Genomic DNA, 21640 nt, shown 5'->3' on the forward strand with positions numbered 1-21640 from the left:
GCGGGCTCAGGGTGCCGTCCACTTCTGGGCGGGGTTGCCGGAGCAGTTCGCGATCTGGAGCTGGTTGCCGTTGGCCGGGTCGGCCCAGGGGACGTCCAGGCACTTGTCGGCGGCGATGTTCACGATGTCGCGGGCGCCGCTGATCGCCCAGCGCTGGGTGGCGTTGCCGGTGCAGTCCCACAGGTGGACCTTGGTGCCGTCCCCGGTCCGGCTGTCGACCAGGCTGAGGCATTTGCCGAGCGCCCGCAGGGTGCCGTCGGAGTGGACGGTCCAGCGCTGGGCCGAGGTGCCGTTGCAGTCGTAGAGGACGACGGGGGTGCCGTTGGCGGTGTTGCCGCCGGAGACGTCCACGCACTTGCCGGCCAGGCCGGTGATCGGGCCGGTGCGGCCGTCGCCGCCCCCGCCGTCCCCGCCGTCCCCGCCGTCGTACGAGGTCACCGTCACGTAGTCGACGACCAGCTGCTGCGGGAAGACGGTGGTGCCGTCGGGGTAGCCGGGCCATTCGCCGCCGACCGCGAGGTTGAGGATGATGAAGAACGGCTTGTCGAAGACCCACTGCCGGCCGCCGAGGTCCGCCGGGGTGCGGGTCTGGTAGACGACGCCGTCCACCGACCAGCTGATGCGGTTGGGGGACCAGTCGACGGCGAAGGTGTGGAAGTCGTCGGCGAAGTGGCGCCCGCCGGGCAGGGTGTAGCCGGCGCCGATGCCGCCGCCGCCGGAGTAGCCGGGGCCGTGCAGGGTGCCGTGGACGGTGCCGGGTTCGAAGCCGACGTTCTCCATGATGTCGATCTCGCCGCTGGCCGGCCAGCCGACCTGGCCGATGTCGGAGCCGAGCATCCAGAACGCGGGCCACATGCCCTGGCCGCGCGGCACCTTGATGCGGGCCTCGACCTTGCCGTAGGTGGTGGTGAACTTTCCGGCCGTGTTCATCCGGGCCGAGGTGTACTGGCAGGTCCCGTACCAGCACTGGTAGTTGGCCGGGTTCTCCTTGCGCGCGGTGATCACCAGGTTGCCGTTGCCGTCCAGGGCGGCGTTGTTGTTGCCCGGCGTGTAGTACTGGTGCTCGCGGTTGTTGCCGCTGTTGTCGCCGGTCTCCAGCTGCCACCTGGAGCTGTCGACGGCCGAGCCCGCGGGGCCGTTGAAGTCGTCGTGGAACAGGACCTGGGCCGCGGACGGCCCGGGATCGGGTTCGGCGGTCGCGGACATGGTGGTCAGCGCCGTCCAGCCCAGAGCGAGGGTCAGACCGGCTGCCAGCAGGCGGCGGGTGGGGGTACGCAGTGCGTGTCTCCGCTTCATGACACCATTTCAGCGGTGCCATGTGGGCATGACAAGGTGTTGGTATAGACCAGCCTTAGGGCGAGGTTAAGCCATCCTCAAGGGGCCGGACTGTGTTCCGAGCGCAGGCGTTCGCTAGGGTCACCGGACATGGCTCACAACCCCCAAGCACCCCAGAACCCGCAGCAGGATCCGGCGGGCAGCACTCAGATGTTCCGCGCCTTCGTGGACGAGGAGCCGCCGCAGCGGCGCGCTCAGCAGTCCGCCTCGGCCGGCCCGCGCATCGGGCTGATCGTCGGCGTCGTGGTGGGCGTCCTCGCGCTCGTCGGCGCGGCCTGGATCGCCTTCGGCTGATCCGTGTTCACCGGCCCGGACCGGCGATCTCCCGCCGGTCCGGGACGTCACTCCTCCGCTGTCAGACCGTCCCGCAGCTGGGCGAGCGTGCGGGTCAGCAGCCGGGAGACGTGCATCTGCGAGATGCCGACCTCCTCGCCGATCTGCGACTGGGTCATGTTGGCGAAGAACCGCAGCATGATGATGCGCCGTTCACGCGCCGGCAGCTTGGCCAGCAGCGGCTTCAGCGACTCGCGGTACTCCACGCCCTCCAGCGCGCCGTCCTCGTAGCCGAGCCGATCCGCCAACGAGCCCTCGCCGCCGTCCTCTTCGGGCGCGGGGGAGTCCAGCGAGCTGGCCGTGTAGGCGTTGCCGACGGCCAGGCCGTCCACGACCTCTTCCTCCGAGACGCCCAGGCAGGCGGCCAGTTCGGCGACGGTGGGCGAACGGTCCAGGCGCTGGGCGAGTTCGTCGCTGGCCTTGGTGAGGGCGAGCCGCAGCTCCTGGAGCCGGCGCGGGACCCGGACCGACCACGAGGTGTCGCGGAAGAAGCGCTTGATCTCCCCGACGACGGTGGGCATCGCGAACGTCGGGAATTCCACGCCGCGTTCGCAGTCGAAGCGGTCGATCGCCTTGATCAGGCCGATGGTGCCGACCTGGACGATGTCCTCCATCGGCTCGTTGCGGCTGCGGAACCGCGCCGCCGCGTACCGCACCAGCGGCAGGTTCAGCTCGATGAGGGTGTCGCGCACGTAGCCGCGCTCGGGGCTGTCCTTCTCCAGGCCGGCGAGGCGCTGGAACAGCGAGCGGGAGAGCGTGCGGGTGTCGAGGTTGTCGGTCGGCGGTACGGCGGGGAGCGGTTCGGGTTCCTGCGGCGTGCCGGCTGTGGTGAGCACCTTGGAGCTGCCCAGTTCTACGGACATGCCACCCCCTTGGAGGTCGTGGACGGTTCACGGCGGCGCACTCGGTACGAGAAGTGGCGTCACCCTCGTGGATACCGGAGCTGCCGCCACGGCAAACGCGGTTCTAGCAGAATGTCACAAGTCATCAACACGATGTAGCGTCATGTCGATAAAACGGCACAGCGAACCCCGGAGTTCCTGGACTTGGGTCCCTCGTTCGCGTTACGCGTCGATCGGATTTGCGGAGCGCAGACGGGCGAAGCTCCTGGTGAGCAGCCGCGAGACGTGCATCTGCGAGACGCCCAGCTCCGCGCTGATCTGCGACTGGGTCAGATTGCGGTAGTAGCGCAGCAGCAGGATGCGCTGCTCGCGCTCCGGCAGCTGCACCAGCAGATGCCGTACCAGCGCCCGGTGTTCGACCCCGGCCAGCTCCGGGTCCTCGTACCCGATCCGCTCCACCAGACCGGCCGACCCCTCGTCGCGCTCCTGCGCCGCCTCCAGCGAGGAGACCCGGTACGCGCTGCCCGCCTCCAGCGAGGCCAGGACGTCCTCCTCCGGGACCTGGAGCCGCTCGGCGATCTCCGCGGGGTTCGGGTCCCGGCCCAGCGCCACCGTCAGCTCCTCGGTGGCGCCGCGCACTTGGGCCCACATCTCGTGCAGCCGGCGCGGTACGTGGACGGAGCGCACGCTGTCCCGGAAGTACCGCCGGATCTCGCCCACGATGGTGGGCATCGCGAAGGTGGGGAACTGCACACCGCGCCCGAGGTCGAAGCGGTCGATCGCGTGGATCAGGCCGATGGTGCCGACCTGGACGATGTCCTCCATCGGCTCGTTGCGGTTGTGGAAGCGCAGCGCCGCGTACCGCACCAGCGGCACATTGGCCTCGATCAGGGCTCCACGGACCCGGGCGTGCTCGGCGGTGCCGGCCTCCAGCCGGTCGAGCTGCTCGAACAGTGCCTGCGTCAGCGCCCGAGCCTGGGCGCCCCGGGTCTGCGTCACCGCCACCTGCCGACCACCCTTTCACGTTTCAATCAACGGCAAAAGCGGTCATAGCATCACAAGACATGTCCACGTGTGCAAGTACCGGATTACCACGTGTTGATCGCCGGGAAGGGCCGGACGGGCCGGGAGCGCGGCCCGGCGGGAGGGTACGGCGCCGCTCGTCCCGCCCGGATACGGCGCGGGCCCGACCCCCGCGGAGGGGATCGGGCCCGGTACACAGACGCGGTAGCGGAGGGATTTGAACCCTCGGTGGAGTTGCCCCCACACTCGCTTTCGAGGCGAGCTCCTTCGGCCGCTCGGACACGCTACCGTCGCGAAGCTTAGCATCCGTCGCCGCGCCCGAAGAATTCGGTGAGCAGGGCGGCCGACTCCCCGGGCAGCACCGCGTCGATCACCTCGGGACGGTGGTTGAGCCGCCGGTCGCGCAGCACGTCCCACAGCGAGCCGGCCGCCCCCGTCTTCGCCTCCCGGGCGCCGTACACCACCCGCTCGGCGCGGGAGAGCACGATCGCCCCCGCGCACATCGTGCACGGCTCCAGGGTGACCACCAGGGTGCAGCCGGCCAGCCGCCAGTCGCCGAGCCGCCCGGCGGCCTCCCGCAGCGCCAGCACCTCGGCGTGCGCGGTGGGGTCGCCGGTCGTCTCGCGTGCGTTGTGGCCCCGCCCGAGGACGGCGCCGTCCGGCCCGCCGGGGCCGAGCAGCAGCGCCCCGACGGGTACGTCACCGGCCTCGCCCGCCGTGCCGGCCAGTTCCAGGGCCTGGCGCATCGCGGGGATCCAGGGGTCGCGCAACGGGTCCGGGTCACCCATCGCGCGCGGTCACCTGACGGCCTCCAGCACATCCGCGGCGCCCAGCGTCTCGGCGATCTCGCTGAGCGCGTCGTCGGCGGAGAGGGTGAGGACGGCGGCGGCGTCGATGCCGAAATCCGCGAGCAGTCCCGCGTCGCCCACCGGGCCGCGCGGCACCGCGTCGGGATCGAGTGCCCCGTCGTCGTCGCTGTCGTTGTCGTCCGTGTCCCGGTCGCCCGCGACATCGTCGTCGGTCAGGTCGTCCAGGTCGTCCAGGGCCAGCATGCCGTCGTCCGCGGACCGACGGCCCAGCAGTTCGTCCGTCAGCAGGATCTCGCCGTACGCGCTGCGCATGGCGCGTGCGGCGTCCGAGACGAAGACGCGTGGATCGTCCTCGCCGTCGATCCGGACGACGCCGAACCAGACGCCCTCCTGCTCGATGCAGACCAGGACGGTGTCGTCGGGAGCCGCCTCCCGGGCCAGATCGGCCAACTCGTCCAGGCTCTCCACATCGTCGAACTCGGTATCACTCGCTTCCCAACCATCATCGGTCCGCGCGAGCAGTGCGGTGAAGTACACCGTGACTCTCCCCACTCGGTTTGGCTCTGCCACTCAGCATCGTGGCAGAAAAGGGGTGCCCTGTCGGGTAACCCGGCAGTTCACCTGCGCGATATTCCGCATCCGCCCGGCAGTGGGAGTGTCCGGGGCATTCGGTACTGTCGCCTTCATGCGGACCCATGTCGTCGACCACCCGCTGGTGGCGCACAAGCTGACCACGCTGCGCGACGAGCGCACCGACTCCCCCACCTTCCGGCGGCTGGCTGACGAGCTGGTCACCCTGCTGGCGTACGAAGCGACTCGTGACGTCCGCACCGAACTCGTGGACATCACCACCCCCGTGGCCGCGACGACGGGGGTGCGTCTGTCGCACCCCAAGCCGCTCGTCGTGCCGATCATACGGGCGGGTCTCGGGATGCTCGACGGCATGGTGCGGTTGCTGCCGACCGCCGAGGTGGGCTTCCTGGGGATGATCAGGGACGAGGAGACGCTCCAGGCGGCGACGTACGCCTCGCGGATGCCCGAGGACCTCTCCGGGCGTCAGGTGTACGTGCTGGACCCGATGCTGGCGACCGGCGGCACGCTGGTGGCGGCGATCCGGGACCTGATCGAGCGCGGCGCGGACGATGTGACCGCGATCTGTCTGCTGGCCGCGCCCGAGGGCGTGGAGCTGATGGAGCGCGAGCTGGCCGGCGCGCCGGTCACCGTGGTGACGGCGGCGCTGGACGAGCGGCTGAACGAGCTGGGCTACATCGTGCCGGGCCTGGGCGACGCGGGCGACCGGCTGTACGGCACGGCCGGCTGAGGGCGGTCCGGCCGGTCCCGCCGGACCGGCGGTAAGGCCACGGCCGTACGCCACGCCGGTCGCCCGGACAGCCGGTGTCCGCCGGTCCCGCACCTCGGGGCGCGCCGGTCAGCACTCCTGGCCGGCGGCCTCCGTCTCGCGGTCGGGCTTCTGGAGGGCTTCGAGGGCGCGGGCCGCGTCCTGCGGGGCGGTGAGCTGCTGGAAGCCCTCGCCGATGACCAGGTCGACCTCCGGGGTGTCCCGGGCGTCGGCGGCGTCGGCCTCCGCCTGCTCGGCGCCGGCGAGCTGGGCGCCCACCACCGCCAGCGCGCCGTTCTCCTGGGCCTCGCCCGCGCCGAGGAGCAGCCCGGGGGCCTCGACCTTGCCGTCCAGCTCCTCGGGCGCGTTGTCCACGGTGCCGATGACGAAGCCGCGCTCGGCGAGCGCGTCGGCGGTCTGCTGGGCGAGGCCGGTTCTGGTGGTGGCGTTGTAGACGTTCACCGTGATCGTTCTGGGCTCGGGCAGCTCGGCCAGCGGTCCCGAGGCGCCCTCCGCCTCGGTCTCCGGGCGCTCGGTGGCGCACTCGCGGGCGCCGGACGCGGCGGCCCGCTGGGGTCCTTCGCCCTCGGCCTCGGCGGAGAAGACCCGGATGAGCTGGAGCGTGCCGGTGCCGACCAGCCCGAGCACCGCGACGGTGGACAGGGCCAGGGCCACCGTGCGGCGGCGACGGCGCGGGGGGCGCATCCGGGGGTAGCGGTCGCCCGTGACGCGGTATTTCTTTCCGCCCATGCCGGGAGGCGTCAGCATGCTCATGGACGCAGCGTAGTCACCCGTGGGCCCATGGACCTATTAATGATCAGCTGATCTGCTCAACCGGCCCCGAACGGCCGACCGCCGCCCCCGTCAGTCGAGCTCCAGGACCCGGGCGTGCAGGACCTGGCGCTGCTGGAGGGCGGCGCGGACCGCTCGGTGCAGGCCGTCCTCCAGATAGAGGTCGCCCTGCCACTTCACGACGTGGGCGAACAGGTCGCCGTAGAAGGTGGAGTCCTCCGCGAGCAGCGTCTCCAGGTCCAGCTGGCCCTTGGTGGTGATCAGCTGGTCGAGACGCACCGGGCGCGGCGCGACGTCTGCCCACTGCCGGGTGTTCTCCCGGCCGTGGTCAGGGTAGGGTCGGCCGGTTCCGATGCGCTTGAAGATCACACGCAGAGCCTACCGGGCGGGGCCCGGGCTTCGCAGCCGCACGGAATTTTCCGGCCGTCAGCGCGGGGTGGTCAGGGCGTCGGGGAGCCACGCGGAGTGGCCGACGGCCCGCGCGATCACCCGCAGATTGGCCTCCAGGGCCGCCCGGTCGAGGTTGCCGAGGTCGTCGCAGGCGGCGTGGTAGCACGGGTCGTACGGGGCACCGGCCGTGCCGCCCCAGCGGGCGGCCTGGTCCTCCGTCTTCAGGCCCTCGGCGCCGGTGTGGCTGCCGCCGGCCGCGATGCCGGCCTCCAGGAAGGGCGCGTAGTCGCTGCGGCCGTTGAACGGGATCGGCTCGGCGGTGATGCCCTGCTCGGCGAGGTATTCCGTCAGATGACCGGTGACGGCGGCGGAGCCGTCCGCCGCGCCGGTGCCGTCGTGCACGAAGAAGCCGGCGTTGGGCGAGGCGATCATGTCGAAGTTCAGGTAGACCGAGATGGCCGCCCGCTCGTCCTCGGTGAGCCCGTCCACGTAGTGCCGGGAGCCGAGCAGCCCGGATTCCTCCGCCGACCACAGGGCGAAGCGGACGGTGGCGCCGCCGCCCCGGTAGTGGTCGGCCAGCCGCAGGGCGGTCTCCAGGACGCCGGCCGAGCCGGAGCCGTTGTCGTTGATGCCGGGTCCGTCGGCCACCGAGTCCAGATGGGCGCCGGCCATGACCACCCGGTCCGGGTCGCCGCCCCGGGTCTCGGCCAGTACGTTGACGGTCTCGCGGTCCTCGGCGCGCTGGGCGAGGTCGAGGCGGACGGGCCGGTCGAGGTCGCCGGCGGCGAGCGCGAGGCCGTCGGCGCGGGAGATGCCGCCGACCGGGAGGACGCCGGCGTCCGGGTCGCCGAGCGTGCCGCCGAAGGGGCCGCCGTCCGGGGCGCTGTCGTAGACGACGGCCGCCACCGCGCCGGCCGCGGCGGCCTGCTCGGCCTTGGCGGCGAAGGTGCAGTCGCCGCGTTCGACGAGGGCGATCCGGCCCCGGTGGGTGTCGCCGGGGTAGTCCTCCGGGGTGCAGCCGAGCCCGCCGGCCACCGCGAGCGGGGCGGTGAGCCCGTCGTCGGGGGTGTTGGCGGTGTACGTCATGGCCCGGATCGGGATGTCGCGGCCGTCGTCGGTGGTGAGGCGTTCGGCGGTGGTCTCCCGGTAGGAGAAGCCGAAGCGCTGGTAGTCGACCCGGTAGCCGGCCGCCGTCAGCAGTTCGCCGGCGTAGCGGGCTGAGCGTTCGTGGCCGGGGCTGCCGGCCGCGCGGTGGCCGCCGGAGGCGTCGGCGATCCGCTGGAAGGCGGTCAGGTGGCGCAGGGCCCCGTCGGCGGTGGTGTCCTCGGCGAGGACGCGGGCGAGCCGCTCGGCGCGGTCGGCCCGGGCGTCGGGAGGTGCGGCGCCCACGAGGAGCAGCAGGGGGAGGGCGGTCAGCGGGGCGATGATCGTACGGATTCGAGTGCGCACGGAGCGTCACCGTAGGGAATGGGGCGCGGTGTGTCACGGAGGCCGCCGGTGCGTCTCCCGTAGTCGAGATCACATTGACCTCTTAGATGTACACGACACATAGTTGCCCCCATGGGTGGTGTGATCACGGGCTTCGCGATCATCGCCAGCATCATCGGTACCGGCTATCTGCTCGGGTGGCGGGGATCGCTCGGCGAGAACGGGCGAGAGGTCCTCACCAAGCTCGCCTTCTACGTGGCGACCCCGGCGCTGCTGTTCACCACCCTCTCCGACGCCGATCTGAGCGTGATCTTCTCCACTCCGCTGCTGGTCACCGCCGTCTCCACCGGCGCGGTCGCGGCCGTCTTCGTGGCGGTGGGCGCGGTACGGCGCTGGGGGGTGGGGCGGACCACCGTGGGCGCGCTGTGCTCCAGCTATGTGAACGCCGGCAACCTCGGCATCCCGATCGCCGTGTACGTCCTGGACGACGCCACGCTGGTCGCGCCGGTGCTGCTCTTCCAGCAGCTCATCGTCATGCCGGTGGCGCTGACCGTGCTCGATCTGTCCACCCGCGGCGGGGCCGCGACCCCGTGGTGGCAGCGGGTGCTGACCCCGTTCCGCAATCCGGTGGTGATCAGCGCGCTGGCCGGGGTGGCGGTGGCGGCCTCCGGCTGGACCGTGCCCGAGCCGCTGCTGGAGCCGGCGGTGCTGATCGGCAACATGGCGGTGCCCGCCGTGCTGCTGGCGTTCGGGATCTCGCTGCGCGGGAGCAGCCTGCCGGGGCAGGGGGACGACCGCTGGCCGATGTGGCTGTCGGTGGGGCTCAAGTCCGCCGGGATGCCGCTGGTGGCCTGGGCGGTGGCCACCTGGGTGTTCGGTCTGGGGGCCACCGACGTGTTCCACGTGGTGGTGACCTCGGCGCTGCCGGCCGCCCAGAACCTCTTCACCTACGCCTCCCGCTACCAGGTGGGGGTGCGGCTGGCCCGCGAGTCGATCCTGCTCTCCACGGTGCTGGCGATCCCGGTGCTGGTGGTGGTGGCCGCCCTGCTCGGCTGATGCGGACTTCGGCGCCGGCCTGTTGATTTCCGAGCGGAGATGCCGGGGCCGCTGCCCACGGCCGGTCTCTTCGCGGACGCGGTCCGAGGCCGGGGCGGACGGCTCCACCGTTCATGCCGCCGATTCACCCGATCCCTCCTCCTGGCGCCCGATCGGCCGCGCCCTGGAGGGGTGACCAGGCACCCGGCGCGGCCACCACCCCGCTGCGGCTGCGGGCCGAGCTCACCGCACCGCTGCGCGGTGGGACGGCGGCGCGCTGAGCGCGGCGCCGGCCCCGCCCCCGTAGCACTGCGGGCAGTGCTCCCGCCGCACCGCGCGCAGCGCCCGCTCGTCGTACTGGTAGATCTCGCCCACCGAACCGTCGCAGCCCCGCGTGGGGCACGGGGCGTTGGCCCGCAGCACGGACGGGCGCGGGGCGGCGGCCGGCAGCCAGCCGCAGGACAGACAGGGGTGCAGAAAGATCTCGCCGCGCACATCCAGCGCGGTCACCGCCTGCGGGGCATCGCAGTCGGGGCAGGGGTAGGCCATGCACGGGACGGTATCCCGCCGATGGCCCTGCCCCTGCCCCGAGTTGCCGGCCGCACCCCTTCCGGGGCACGGCCGGAACGCGTATACGATCCGGCGTCCGGTCAGCCGGAGATGGTCCACTTCTGCGCCGGGTTGCCCGAGCAGTCCGCGATCTGCACCTGGGTGCCGCTGCTGGTGTCCGCCCAGGGGATGTCCAGGCAGCGGTCCGCCGAGATGTTCACGATGTCGTTGTTCGGCGAGATCGCCCACCGCTGGGTGGCGTTCCCCGTGCAGTCCCACATGTGCAGCAGCGTGCCGTCACCGGTCTTGGCGCCCACCAGGCTCAGGCAGTTGCCCATCGCCCGCAGCGTGCCGTCCGACCAGAAGGTCCACTTCTGCGCGTTGGTGCCGTTGCAGTCGAACACGATGGCCGGTGTGCCGTTGGCGGTCCGCGAGTTGGACACGTCCAGGCACTTGCCGTCCAGACCGGCGATCCGCACATCGGCGCGCACCTTGTACGGGGCCGGCGGGTCGTCGTTCTTCGTGTCGGCCGGAGGATCGTTCTTCTTCTCCTCCTTCTTCGCCGGCTCCTCCTCCTGCCGCTCCGGCTCGTTCGCGGCCGGCGGCGGATCGGCGGCCGGCGGCGGAGCGGCCGGCGGAGCCGCGGGCTTCTCCTCCTCCTGCTTCTCCTCCTCTTCCTCCTGCTCCTCTTCCTCCTCCTCGGCCGGCTCCTCCTCCGGCTCCTCAGCGGGATCCTCGTCCACCACGACGGGAGGCAGCTGCGGCTGGATGTTCGCCACCGGGGCGGCGTCGCCACCGTCGAAGACGTTGGCGCTCAGCAACGGCACCGCCAGGATCGTCGCGGCGGCCAGCACGGCGCCGGAGCCCAGCGAGGTCCACACCCGGCGGCCGGGCACCAGACCGCGCGGCGGACGGGAGGGGGAGCGGGCGAAGGTTTCCGCGAAACGGGCCTCGGGCCCGGGTGGTTGGGGCATGTCTTCTCCTGTCAGAGGGGAAGGTCTTCTTCGCGCAGCGTCATCAGCGCGTGCGCTTCGGGTGTGGTCATCTCGGAGACGCGCATCGCCTGGCGCTCCGTCATCTGCTGGAACAGCTGGCGCGCGGTACGGCCGTTGCCGAACCGGTCATCGCGCGGAATGGCCTCCACATAGGCGGCCAGCCGCTCACGGGCGCCGTCGCTCAGCTCGTAACTGTGCTGCTGGGCGTGGTGCTCCACAATGCTCACCAGTTCCTGCGTGGAGTAGTCGGCGAACAGCAGGGTGCGGGTGAACCGGGAGGACAGACCGGGGTTGGAGCCGATGAACCGGTCCATGTCCTGCGGGTACCCGGCGGCGATCACCACCACCTCGTCCCGGTGATCCTCCATCAGCTTCACCAGGGTCGCGATCGCCTCCCCGCCGAAGTCGTTGGCCACGCCCGCCGGAACCAGGGCGTACGCCTCGTCGATGAAGAGTACGCCGCCGCGCGCCCGCTGGAACGCCTCGGTGGTCTTCGGGCCGGTGTGCCCCACATACTCGCCCACCAGGGCGCTGCGGTCCACCTCCACCAGATGACCCCGGGAGAGCAGGCCCAGCGCCTTCAGCAGCCGGCCGTACAGCCGGGCCACCGTCGTCTTGCCGGTGCCCGGGTTGCCGGCGAACACCAGATGGCGGGAGAGCGGCGGAGCGGGCAGCCCCGCCTCCTCGCGCATCCGCACCATCTGCATGAGTTTCACCATGCCGCCGACGTCGCCCTTGACGCCCTCCAGGCCGACGAGCTCGTTCAGCTCCTCCAGCAGCTCCTCCAGGGTCTCCGGCTCGGGCTCCGGCTCGCCCGCCTCCGACAGGCCCCCCTCCGCGCCGTCCGCCGTGACCGGCCCGGTGCCGCCGGTGCCGTCCTGCGGCACCCCCGGCCGGCCCCCGGAGCCGCTGCCGCTGCCGCCCGTACCGCCGCCGCTCCGGCCGCCACCGGTCCCGCCGCCCGCCGGGCCGCTGCCGCCGGGACCGCTGCCGCCCGGGCCGCCGGTCAGCACCGCCGAAGCCACCCGGACCGACACACACTCCTCGAACACCGGCTGCGCGCCGTTCGCCGTCCCCACGTCCTGGTCGCAGTCGAAGACCCGGCAGCCCCGGAACACCGGCTCGGCGTGCGCCCCGATGTGCAGCGCCGGGAACGTACTCCCCGACACATCGCAGTGCTCGAACACACCGCGCGCCTTCTCCCCGATCAGAATGCCGTTCTTCCCGGCCCGCTCGATCCGCACCCCGCGCACCGTCGGCTCGGTGCCCTGCCACACCACCAGCCCGCTGCCGCCCGCGCCGTACACCCCGCCGCCGTCCATCCGCAGCCGGGCCCCGGAGTCCACCGTCACCCCGGCGCTGCCCACCCCGGTGACCGAGGTGGCCACCAGCGCCACCGTCGCGTCCGTGCCGATCTCCACGCCGCCTTTGCTCTGGCCGCTGATCGCGCACTCGCGCAGCTCGCTCTCGCCGGAGGACCGCAGCCGCACCCCGGTCTCCCCGCCCACCACCCGGCTGCCGCGCAGCGTCAGCCGGGCCGCGTCCGTCACCTGCGCGCCGCACAGCCCCGGCCCCGTCAGCGTGCAGCCGGACAGCTCGGCGGCGGCCGAGTCGGTGACCGCCAGGGCGTGTTCCCGGCTGTCGGTGACGGTGGTGCCGAGCACCGTAGCCGTGGAGCGGTCCGCGAAGTGCAGCGCCGAGAACCCGGTACGGGACAGCCGGCAGTCGACCGCCTCGGCCGCCGCGTCGCCCAGCGTCAGCAGCCCGTTGGCGGCCGGCTCCACGATCCGGCAGCCGGTCGCCGTCAGCCGCGTCGTCCCGCCCGCCGCCAGCGCGCTGCCGCCGACCCCGGTGATCCGGCAGTCCGTCAGCTCCGCCCGCGCCTCGTGGTCCAGTTGCACCCCGGACATCGACACCGCGTCGATCCGGCAGTCCTCCACCCGGGCCCGCGCGGTGTCCTGCACCAGCACCCCGTGCCGTCCCGCCCCGGCCAGCCGCGCGTCGCGCACCAGCAGCCGGGAGTTGCCCCGGGCGCGCAGCGCGGAACCGGACACGTCGCTGACCCGCAGCCGCTCCGCGAGCAGTACCGCGGCGCCCGAGAGGACCACGCCGATGCCCTCCACCGAGTCGATGACGGTGTCCTCGGCCCGGGCCCGCGCGTCACCGTCCAGGTGCAGCGCGGTGTGGTGCGCGCCGTGCAGCCGGGTCTGGCGCAGCACCAGTACCCCGCCGGTGACCGGATCGTCCAGCTGGGCCCGCAGATCGTCGTCCACGGTGAGCGGCAGCCGCTCCCGGTCCGGATCGGCGGGGGCGCCGGGGGAACCCAGCACCTCGACCCGGCCGTGGCTGAGCGCGCAGTCGTCCAGGGTCAGCCCCGAGGCGTCCTCCACCCGCACCAGCGGCTGGGCCGGGTCCTGGCCGCGCAGCGCCAGGCCGCGCACCAGGCAGTCGGCGGCGGCCACCGTCACCGCCGGGCCCTGCGGCGGGCGCACGACCACCGACCCGGCGCCGGCCGCCGGCTGGAGGGTGACGCGGCGCTCCAGGCGCAGCGACTCCGGGTACTCGCCGGGCGCGATGGAGATCACCGCGCCCGCCTCGGCGGCGGCCAGGGCGCGCGCGATGGTGCGGTGGGCGCCGCGGCCCTTGGAAGCGACCAGGATCTTCATCGGTATCAGTTCGTTTCCTCGGCGTTGTCGGTGCCTTCGGTGCTCTCCGGATTCTCCCCGTCACCGGAGGAGGCGGTGTACCAGGGGCGGTCGAACTCCTCACGGAGGAAGCCGCCCATGAAGCCGATGCTGAAGCCCTTGTCGCCGATCTTGCCCAGGAAGGGGATGCCGAAGATGTCGAGGGCGCCCTGGCGGTGGTACCAGCGGCCGCTCAGGTTGTGAATCAGCGCGGTACGGCCCGCACCGATGCTCACACCGCCGATGACGCCGCCGAGCGCGGCGCCCGCGCCCTCCAGGAAGGCGTCCAGACCCTCCAGCTTCACCACATTGCCGTTCGCGTCCTTGACACCGAAGATCGCGGCCGAGGCGGCACCGGAGATGAAGCCGCCGATGATGCCGGAGGCGATGGCCACGCTGAAGTCGTAGCTGCCGGAGCGCCAGCGGGTGATCTTCTCGATACCGGCGTACTCGCTGCCCATGTTGTCGTCGTTGGGGCGCCGGGTGAACGGGTTGCCCGCGTCCACCTGGCTGTTGCCCACCTTCGTCCAGCCGCCCCGGTTGTCCGAGAAGTGGCCCAGCGAGAAGGTGCCCTTGACGCCAGCGGCGATGGTGGCGCCGAAGGCGGCCTTGGCCACGTCCAGCCAGGTGAACTCGGTGTCGGTGGCCGCCGAGATGATGCCGGTGATGGTCAGCGTGGCCAGGAAGTCGATGATCCACTCCTGGGCCATGTCCACCGCGAGCGACCGGGCGCCCTTGCTCATGAACGAGGCGTACTGCGACTCGCCCGCGCCGACCTGGGGCCGGGTCCACTGCTGGTCGTTGACCTCGCGGTACATCCGGCTGAAGCCGCGGTACTCGGTCGCCAGGCCGAGGTAGTTGGTGTCGCGGCCGATGAGCTGCGCCGGCGGCATGGAGGTCATCGGAGCCGGCGGCGCGGGCGCGGGGGCCGTCCGGCCGGTCACCAGCGCGCCCGCCCAGTCGCCGAGCCGGTGCAGGGCGTCCTGGCTGGTGAGCGAGGCCCGGCCGAACGGGTCGTAGCTGTAGACGTAGCCGGACATGGTGCGCTCGTTGATGACGAACTGGACGCCGCCGGGCTCGGCATAGCGGCGCCACTGCTTCGTCCACTCGTGGCTCTCCAGGAAGGTGCCGTCGTCCAGCTTGATGCGGCGGCGGATCTCGATGCCGTTGTCGAACTCCTTCCACACCCGCAGGTCCTGGTTGAGTCCGCCCACCGTGCCGGCGGCCGGCGGCTCCGCGTGGTACTCCCGGACCCGCGGCGGGCCGTCGTTGCTCCAGGCGCTGGTGCTGCCGTTGTTCGGCTGCTTGGGCATCTCCTGGATCTTGAAGACGGTGCCGTCCCGGGTGAAGGTGTCCTCCCAGCGGAAGCCGTTCTGCCAGTCCGCGTGCTTGGCGCCGTCCGCGTCGATCCACATCCGGGTGCGGTCGCCGACCTCACCGAAGGACTGGATGTTGCCGTGCCGGTCGATCTTGTTCCAGTGCCAGGTGATGGAGCCGTCGGGGTTCGTCTGCCGCCAGGCGTCGAGGGTCGTGCCGTCGGCCAGCATCCGGTGCTCGCGCAGCAGCGGGCCCGTCTCGCCCTTGATCACCCGGCCGTCGGCGCCGCGGACGGAGGCGAAGTCCTGGAACGACTCGCGGTCCCAGTACAGCTTGTTGCCCATCTTGCCGTTGAAGGCCATCGTGCGGATGCCGGAGGCGACCTCGGCCCCGGTCGCGTCGAACGCCTGCCAGGTGAGGTTCTTGCTGTCGGGCGCGCCCTTGGAGATGACGGTGATCTGCCCGCCGGTTCCGCTGGTGAACGTGTCCGAGCGGCCGATGACGTTGCCGTGGATGTCGTAGTGCGTCCAGTCGTTGGACCGGGAGTCGACGGTGAGCCGGAAGGTCCGGTCTCCGCTGCCGACCGTCACGCCTTCGCCGGTGCGGACCGCCGGCGAGGGCCGGAACTCCATCAGCGAGCCGTCCTTGAACCCGATCCGGGCCACACCGGTGTCGCCGTCTCCCCGTACGTACGGGTTGACGCCGTCGGTGGCCTGGTCGGGCCGGAACCGGTCCTGGAAGAGCATGTTCTCGGCGTTGGTGTCCGGCCGGGCGGCCAGGTCCGGCCGGAGGGGCGGCTGCGGTGCCGGGGCGCCCGCCGCGGCGCCGGGGGCGGGGGCCGGCGCGGGCCCCGGCCGGGTGTTGGTGACGGTGAAGGCGTCGGTGTCGAAGGTGCGGAAGCCCTGGAGCTTGTCCGCGCCCTCGGACCAGGGGAGGTCCTTGCCCTGCATGACGGTGCCGGGCGGCATCTTCACGTCGCCGACGCTCAGTTCGTTGCCGCTGCCGAGCTTGCGCACCTCGCGGACCATGTCGCCGGACAGGTTGATGGACTGGATGGTGCCGTTGCCGCTGGTGGCCGAGATGCCCTTGGTGGTGGGGGCGCCGCCCGCGGTGGGGCTCTCCTTCCAGACGGCGATCTGGAACCTGTTGTCGCTGCGCAGGTAGCTGAAGTTGTCCAGCGAGGTGTGGAAGTAGGTGTCGGGGGAGAGCACGTTGCGGAACCACACCGGCGGGCGCTGCTCGGCCAGCCGCTGGCTCTCCAGCCAGTTGCCGTTCTCCAGCTGCTTGCCGATCCCGGTCTCCTTGCCGGCCGGGGAGTGCGAGACCCAGCTGCCTTCCTTGAAGGAGCCGTCCGCGTTGACGGTGAGCTGCTGGTAGCGGCGTACGTCGTGCGGGGTGGGCTGGAAGCGGCCGAACTTCTCGTGCACGGTGACGGTGTTGCCGGTGCGCGGGTTGATCGCGACATCCGTCCAGCCCCGGCCGTGGCCCCAGTCGCGGGTGCCTTCGGCCAGGTGCTTGAAGTCGGCGTCGTAGCGGTGCCAGGTGCCCTTGGTGAGGGCCTGCCCGGCCGGTACGGCGTCCATCTCGGTGAGGACGTGGCCGCCGTCCGGGTTGGCCCGGAAGTGCCGCACCCGGTGGCTGACGGCGCTGAGCTTGCCGGTGTCGGCGACATCGAACCAGCTGCGTGTGGACTCGCCCCAGTGGCGGGTGCCGTGCTGGGCGATCGTGCCGCCCGGGGTGATCTCCGACCAGCGCGGGCGCTGGCTCATCCGCCCGAAGTCGCCGCCGCTGGAGGAGGTGTGCACGTCCAGGGTGTTGCCGTTGTGCAGCGGGCGGCGCATGAACACCTCGGCGCCGCCGTGGTGGGTGAGGCGGACGACGCCGTTGCCGTGACCCTTCATGTCGACCGCGCCGCCGTCGTACAGGTCGGTGTACCGGTTCGGGGTCGGAGCGATGACCGCGCCGGTGTCGCCGGTCCTGATCCGCGTCCAGGTGCCCTTGGTGGCGCCGTCCGTGTAGGTGACCTTGAGGTGCTGGCCCCGGATGAGCTCGCCGTCCCGGAAGACGTTGATCCGCTGCTCGACGAGCTTGCCGCTGCCGTCGTACACCTTGTACTCGCCGGCGCTGAGGCCCTGGTCGTCGCCGCGGGTGACGCGGAAGTTGGCGCCGTCGGCGGTGACGGTGGCGCGGGGGTTGCCGACCGTGGCGAAATTCCCGTCGAGCAGGGTGTTGTTGTCCACCCGCAGGAACGCGCCGTCCACGTCGTCGGAGAGCCGGATGGTGTCGAAGGTGGTGCCGTCGGCGTCGGTGACCCGGAACCGGGTGACGTTCGTTTCGCCCACGGGCACCTCGACGCTCTGCGCGGTCCTGGTGACCCGGCCGTCGGCGCCGTGCAGGGTGATGGTGGTGCCGTCGGCGTTCCGGAAGCGGAAGCCGCCGCCGTCGAGCGAGGTGATGCGGACGTCGTCCACCTTGGCGAGCGTGGTGTTGTCCAACACGTCCAGGGCGGTCACCGTCTGGCCGTTGGTGGTGACGCTGAACGTCCGCACACTGTGGTTGGAGGTGCCCAGCCGCACGGCCTCGAATTCGAAGCTGCCGTCCTTCCTGAACGCCGTGATGCGCGTGTCGCCCGTCGTGTGGAAACCGTTGTCGCCGTGGCGGCCGAGGCCCAGGGCGGTCTGCGGGTTGCCGGCCGCGTCCAGCGGGTGGGCGCCGGGGGCGATGCGGCCGTCACCGACCGGGATGTGCGCGTACACGGTGGCGTTGTTGCCGTCGGTGAGGCCGACCACGTTGTGGGTGTGCTCGCGGCCGGGGCCCACGACGATGCCCTGGTTGCCGTTCTGGATCCGGAAGGCGCCGCCCGGCTGGGCGACGACGTCCACGCCGGCCAAGGGGTTGCCGCTCGGGTCGAGCAGCGCCGGGTGGGTACCGGTGCGCAGGAACGTGCCGTTGAGCGGGGTGCCGCTGAGCGCGGCGGCGCTGAAATCGTGCCGCCCGTTCGCGCCGTGGAAGGTGAGTTCGTTGGTGCCGCGCAGGACGAATCCGTCGTTGCCGTGCCGGACCACGGCGAGGTCGGTGAGGTCGGTGCCACCGGCGTTGACGGGGTGGGATCCCGGTGTGAGGCGCCTTCCGTCGACCGGGAGGTGGACGTGGCCGACGGTGGTGCCGTCCGGGCCGGTGAGGGTGGTGACGTTGTGGGTGTGGTCGCGGCCCGGGCCCAGGATGAGGTGGTGGTCGCCGTGCTGGATCCGCAGGGCGCCGCCGGGCTGCGGGGTCGGGGTGGCGACGAGGCCGCCGTTCGCGTCGAACAGCGCCGGGTGGGTACCGGTGCGCAGGAACGTGCCGTTGAGCGGGGTGCCGGTGAGGGCGGCGGCGCTGAAATCGAGGCGGCCGTTCGCGTGGTGGAAGGTGAGTTCGTCGGTGCCGCGCAGGACGAGCGCGTCGTCGGTGTGCTGGACCACGGTGAGGCGGGCGAGGTCGGTGCCGCCGGCGTTGACGGGGTGGACACCCGGCGTGAGGTGGGTTCCGCCGACCGGGAGGTGGAGGTAGCCCACGGTGGTGGTGCCCGCGCCCGCGCCGGTGCCCGGGCGGGTGAGGGTGGTGACGTTGTGGGTGTGGTCGCGGCCCGGGCCCAGGACGAGGTGCTGGTCGCCGTGCTGGATCCGCACGGCGCCGCCGGGCTGCGGGGTCGCGGTGCCGATGGGCTCGCCGTTCGCGTTGAACAGCCCGGGGTTGTCGCCGCCCCGCAGGAAGTTCCCGTCCAGCGGGGTGTCACGGAGGGCCGGGGCGCTGAAGGAGTGGTTGCCGTTGCCGGTGTGGAAGGTGAGCGAATCGTCGGTGCGCAGCACGAACCCGGTGTCGCCGTGCCGGACCAGGTCGGTGGTGCCGATGGGGTTGCCGGCCGCGTCCAGCGGGTGCGCGCCGGGGCCCGCGTACGGGGGGCTGGTCGGCTGGTGCACGACACCGACGGGGTTGCCGTCCGCGCCGGTGAGGGTGATGACGTTGTGCGTGTGGTCGCCGTTGGGGCCGATGACGATGTCCCGGCCGCCGAACTGGACGCGGGTGCCGCCGCCGGTCAACTCGATGGGGGCCGTGGGGGTGGGCGCGACGGTCCCGTCCGGCCGGATCAGGCTGATGGTTCCGTCCGCGGTGGTCCGCAGGGTCTGGATGCCCTGCAGAGCGCCGGCGGCCAGGGCCAGGTCGCGGTGGCCGAAGGCGCCGTTCGCGTCGTAGAAGACGGTGACGCGTCCGCCGTCGGTCGGGTTGATCTGCAGGCCGCCGCCGTTCGCCTCCACGATGGTGTTGGGCCGGGGGCTGTCGGCACTCCGGAAACCGCCGTTCTCCGCGCGCTCGACGGAGACGCGGACGTCGTTGAAGTCGCCGTGGGTGAGGGTGATGTCCTGGCGGTGGCCGCGGAAGGTCACGGTGCCGTCCGCGGCGAGGTTGAAGCTGTAGTTCTCACTCCGCCGGGCGTCGACCGTGATGTCCACGTCGAAGGTGCTCCGGTCCCCGTTCGGGGTGACCCGGACGCGGTCCGTTCCACCGGGTGCGGGTACGACGTCGTTGATCGCGCCGTCCGGGCCGAACCGCAGCTCCACCTGCCGGCCGCCCAGGCCCGGCAGGTCGATGGCGCGTGGCGCGGGCCCGCCGGGGGCGACGCTGCCGACCGCGGTACCCGACGTGCTCGCGGCGGGGGCCGGGGGCAGGGGGGTCAGGCCCACGGAGCCGGTTCCGCCGCGACCCTCCATGAGTCCTTCGAGGAAGCTGATGGTGCCGGGCTGGACGGTCAGGTCGTGGGTGACCGGGTCGAAGTCCCATTGCTGCGTCCTGCCGTTGCTCAGTACCCGTTCGACACGGATGACGCCATCCTCCAGACGGGCGTCGAGATGGGGGATGTTGCCCGTGTTCTCCGTGATGGTGACCTGGAAGTGCCGGTTGGACTCGGTGGGGGGCTCGACCCGGACGGCGACGCCGTCCAGTCCCGGGATGTCCCGGTAGGTGTGGGCCAGGGGGTTGGCGGCCGGAGTCGTCACCATGCCCACCAGGAGCGGTGGGGGCGGCCCGAACAGACCCAGGGTGCGCAGGTTCTGGAGATCCATCGGGCTCAGCGGGATCGGGTGCGCGCCACCGGCCTTCAGTTCCAGCGACTCGATGCCGGGCTGCTTGGCGGGCGGCGCGGGCTGGGTCAGGTCGACGCGGCCGATCTCGTGCGCGGCGGGGGTCCCGCTGTGCTTCGCGTTGACCTGCGGGGTGTTCACGTGGCCACCGCCGGGTGCGGGGGTGTGCGGTGTGCCGCCGAGGCCGACGGGGGAGGTGCCCGGGGTGACGGCGGGGGTGACGGCGCCGGTGGCCGGGGTGGCGACGGGGGGCGGGGTCACCTGGCCGGTCGCGGGGGCGACCTGGGCGGCGGGCGGCGCGACCTGCGCGGACGGCGGGGTGAGGGTGGCGCCGACCCCGGGGTTGACCTGGCCGGTCGTGGTGATCTCGGGGGTGTCGATCCGCCCGGCGCCGTGGCCGCCGCTCAGGTTGATGCCGAGGTCGGGGACGCTGACGTGTCCGACGGCGGGCGTGCTGCCGGTGTTCGGTACGGCGCTCACCTGGCTGTTGACCGTGGGGAGGTCGGCGAGGCGGGTGTTGATGTTCGGGACGTTCAGCTGGAGCGAGTCGAACGTGCCGCCGACGTTCTGGAGCGTGGGCGGGGTGACGCCGTGGCCGACGCCGGTGGTGCCGCCGGCCGCGAGGTTGCCGGCACCGGGGGCGGTGACGCCGTTGACACCCGGGGTGGTGACGGCGCCGGGCGTGGTGACGTTGTTCACGCCGGGGGTGGTGACCGGGGGGATGCTGTTGCCGACGCCGGGGACGGTGACGTTGCCGACGCCCGGGGTGGTGATGGCGCCGACGTTGCCGACGTTCGGGGTGGTGACGCCGTTGACGCCCGGCACCGTGACGGCGCCGACGGACGGCGGGGTGACGGTGGCGCCGGCGGGCGGGACGACGTGGCTGATCGCGTTGATCTCAGGGGTGTTGACGTGCCCGAGACCCTGGCCGGAGTTGAGGTTGATGCCGAGTTCGGGGACGCTCACGCTGCCGGGGGCCGGGGTACCGCTGGTGCCGGGCACGGCGTTCAGCTGCGCGTTGATCGAGGGAAGATCGACGATCCTGGCGTCGATGTTCGGCATGTTCAGCTGGAGCGAGCTGAACTTGGCACCGACGTTGTTCAGGGTCGGCGGGGTGATGGCCTGACCGATGCCGCCGGTGTTGATGTTGCCCTGGCCGCCGAGCCCCGGCGCGTCGACCGCGCCCACGCCCGGCACGTTGATGTTGGTGAAGCTGCCGAGGCCGGGCGAGGAGATCGAGGGGCTGATGGCCCCGACGCCGGGGGCGTTGACGACGGGCATGTTCGCGCCGACGCCCGGGACGGTGACACCGCCGACGCCCGGGGTGTTCACGCCCGGCATGGAGGTGGTGATGCCCGGGAGGTTGAACCCGCCGACGCCCGGGGTGTTGAGCGCCGGCATGCTGACGCCGACGCCCGGGACGTTCACGCCGCCGACGCCGGGGGCGTTGACGACGGGCATGTTGGTGCCCAGACCCGGGACGGTGACCCCGCCGACGCCGGGCGTGGTCACGGCGCCGACACCCGGGGCGTTGACGGTCGGCATGTTCGTCCCGATGCCGGGGACGGTGACGGCGCCGACGCCGGGGGCGTTGACGGCGGGCATGTTCGTGCCGACGCCGGGGACGGTGACGGCGCCGACGCCGGGGGCGT

At 72.3% G+C, this 21640-nt stretch carries 15 protein-coding genes and 1 tRNA gene; 3 read left to right on the forward strand and 13 right to left on the reverse strand.

Features of this window, described 5'->3' with window-relative positions:
• Positions 1 to 6: 6 nt before the first annotated feature.
• Complete coding sequence (locus BM385_RS13380; protein ID WP_175542976.1) at positions 7 to 1296, reverse strand: family 16 glycosylhydrolase; 1290 nt, start codon at positions 1294 to 1296, stop codon at positions 7 to 9.
• 129 nt (positions 1297 to 1425) lie between these two features.
• Here BM385_RS13380 and BM385_RS13385 point away from each other — a divergent pair, with 129 nt between their 5' ends.
• On the forward strand, positions 1426 to 1629 hold the full coding sequence (locus BM385_RS13385) for a hypothetical protein (protein WP_026047166.1): 204 nt from the start codon (positions 1426 to 1428) through the stop codon (positions 1627 to 1629).
• Between the two features lie 47 nt (positions 1630 to 1676).
• Here the strand turns inward: BM385_RS13385 and BM385_RS13390 are convergent, their stop codons facing one another.
• From BM385_RS13390 to BM385_RS13410, 5 genes are all read right to left on the reverse strand, one after another.
• Positions 1677 to 2531 (reverse strand): RNA polymerase sigma factor SigF, encoded by an 855-nt coding sequence (locus BM385_RS13390; RefSeq protein WP_019432285.1) that lies wholly within the window; start codon positions 2529 to 2531, stop codon positions 1677 to 1679.
• Between the two features lie 201 nt (positions 2532 to 2732).
• Positions 2733 to 3515 carry an RNA polymerase sigma factor SigF gene (locus tag BM385_RS13395; protein WP_019432286.1) on the reverse strand — a complete coding sequence of 261 codons (783 nt, stop codon included), beginning with the start codon at positions 3513 to 3515 and terminating at the stop codon, positions 2733 to 2735.
• A 220-nt stretch (positions 3516 to 3735) separates the two neighbouring features.
• Positions 3736 to 3822: transfer RNA gene (locus BM385_RS13400), tRNA-Ser, on the reverse strand.
• A gap of 10 nt (positions 3823 to 3832) precedes the next feature.
• Complete coding sequence (gene tadA, locus BM385_RS13405) at positions 3833 to 4321, reverse strand: tRNA adenosine(34) deaminase TadA (protein ID WP_019432287.1); 489 nt, start codon at positions 4319 to 4321, stop codon at positions 3833 to 3835.
• Between the two features lie 9 nt (positions 4322 to 4330).
• Positions 4331 to 4879 (reverse strand): tRNA adenosine deaminase-associated protein, encoded by a 549-nt coding sequence (locus BM385_RS13410; RefSeq protein WP_019432288.1) that lies wholly within the window; start codon positions 4877 to 4879, stop codon positions 4331 to 4333.
• A 148-nt stretch (positions 4880 to 5027) separates the two neighbouring features.
• On the opposite strand from BM385_RS13410, the gene upp reads away from it, so the two are divergent.
• Complete coding sequence (gene upp, locus BM385_RS13415) at positions 5028 to 5663, forward strand: uracil phosphoribosyltransferase (protein ID WP_019432289.1); 636 nt, start codon at positions 5028 to 5030, stop codon at positions 5661 to 5663.
• A gap of 108 nt (positions 5664 to 5771) precedes the next feature.
• Here the strand turns inward: upp and BM385_RS13420 are convergent, their stop codons facing one another.
• The 3 genes from BM385_RS13420 to BM385_RS13430 form a co-directional block, all read right to left on the reverse strand.
• Positions 5772 to 6455, reverse strand: coding sequence for a LytR C-terminal domain-containing protein (locus BM385_RS13420; RefSeq protein ID WP_093843166.1), 684 nt, complete (start codon positions 6453 to 6455; stop codon positions 5772 to 5774).
• Between the two features lie 90 nt (positions 6456 to 6545).
• Positions 6546 to 6842 carry a type II toxin-antitoxin system VapB family antitoxin gene (locus tag BM385_RS13425; RefSeq protein WP_019432291.1) on the reverse strand — a complete coding sequence of 99 codons (297 nt, stop codon included), beginning with the start codon at positions 6840 to 6842 and terminating at the stop codon, positions 6546 to 6548.
• Between the two features lie 57 nt (positions 6843 to 6899).
• Entirely contained in the window at positions 6900 to 8312 is a 1413-nt protein-coding gene (locus BM385_RS13430) for a M20/M25/M40 family metallo-hydrolase (protein ID WP_019432292.1), read from the reverse strand.
• Between the two features lie 111 nt (positions 8313 to 8423).
• Between BM385_RS13430 and BM385_RS13435 the strand changes: the two genes are divergently transcribed.
• Complete coding sequence (locus BM385_RS13435) at positions 8424 to 9347, forward strand: AEC family transporter (protein WP_019432293.1); 924 nt, start codon at positions 8424 to 8426, stop codon at positions 9345 to 9347.
• Between the two features lie 222 nt (positions 9348 to 9569).
• On the opposite strand, the gene BM385_RS13440 is transcribed toward BM385_RS13435, so the two are convergent.
• The 4 genes from BM385_RS13440 to BM385_RS13455 all read right to left on the reverse strand — a co-directional run bounded on the left by BM385_RS13440 (position 9570) and on the right by BM385_RS13455 (position 21593).
• Complete coding sequence (locus BM385_RS13440; RefSeq protein WP_019432295.1) at positions 9570 to 9875, reverse strand: hypothetical protein; 306 nt, start codon at positions 9873 to 9875, stop codon at positions 9570 to 9572.
• A gap of 101 nt (positions 9876 to 9976) precedes the next feature.
• On the reverse strand, positions 9977 to 10849 hold the full coding sequence (locus BM385_RS27480) for a ricin-type beta-trefoil lectin domain protein (RefSeq protein WP_019432296.1): 873 nt from the start codon (positions 10847 to 10849) through the stop codon (positions 9977 to 9979).
• Positions 10850 to 10860: 11 nt separating this feature from the next.
• Entirely contained in the window at positions 10861 to 13536 is a 2676-nt protein-coding gene (locus tag BM385_RS13450) for a right-handed parallel beta-helix repeat-containing protein (RefSeq protein WP_093843167.1), read from the reverse strand.
• A 5-nt stretch (positions 13537 to 13541) separates the two neighbouring features.
• Positions 13542 to 21593, reverse strand: coding sequence for a hypothetical protein (locus BM385_RS13455; RefSeq protein ID WP_093843168.1), 8052 nt, complete (start codon positions 21591 to 21593; stop codon positions 13542 to 13544).
• Positions 21594 to 21640: the final 47 nt, after the last annotated feature.

The sequence above is a fragment of the Streptomyces harbinensis genome (genome assembly GCF_900116145.1).
GTDB lineage: Bacteria > Actinomycetota > Actinomycetes > Streptomycetales > Streptomycetaceae > Streptomyces > Streptomyces carpaticus.

Coding starts and splice junctions, on each gene's coding strand:
- BM385_RS13435 (WP_019432293.1), top strand. CDS start 8,424: ATGGGTGGTGTGATCACGGGCTTCGCGATCATCGCCAGCATCATCGGT.
- BM385_RS13390 (WP_019432285.1), bottom strand. CDS start 2,531: ATGTCCGTAGAACTGGGCAGCTCCAAGGTGCTCACCACAGCCGGCACG.
- upp (WP_019432289.1), top strand. CDS start 5,028: ATGCGGACCCATGTCGTCGACCACCCGCTGGTGGCGCACAAGCTGACC.
- BM385_RS13455 (WP_093843168.1), bottom strand. CDS start 21,593: ATGCCCGCCGTCAACGCCCCCGGCGTCGGCGCCGTCACCGTCCCCGGC.
- BM385_RS13440 (WP_019432295.1), bottom strand. CDS start 9,875: ATGGCCTACCCCTGCCCCGACTGCGATGCCCCGCAGGCGGTGACCGCG.
- BM385_RS13380 (WP_175542976.1), bottom strand. CDS start 1,296: ATGAAGCGGAGACACGCACTGCGTACCCCCACCCGCCGCCTGCTGGCA.
- BM385_RS13420 (WP_093843166.1), bottom strand. CDS start 6,455: ATGAGCATGCTGACGCCTCCCGGCATGGGCGGAAAGAAATACCGCGTC.
- BM385_RS27480 (WP_019432296.1), bottom strand. CDS start 10,849: ATGCCCCAACCACCCGGGCCCGAGGCCCGTTTCGCGGAAACCTTCGCC.
- BM385_RS13385 (WP_026047166.1), top strand. CDS start 1,426: ATGGCTCACAACCCCCAAGCACCCCAGAACCCGCAGCAGGATCCGGCG.
- BM385_RS13450 (WP_093843167.1), bottom strand. CDS start 13,536: ATGAAGATCCTGGTCGCTTCCAAGGGCCGCGGCGCCCACCGCACCATC.
- tadA (WP_019432287.1), bottom strand. CDS start 4,321: ATGGGTGACCCGGACCCGTTGCGCGACCCCTGGATCCCCGCGATGCGC.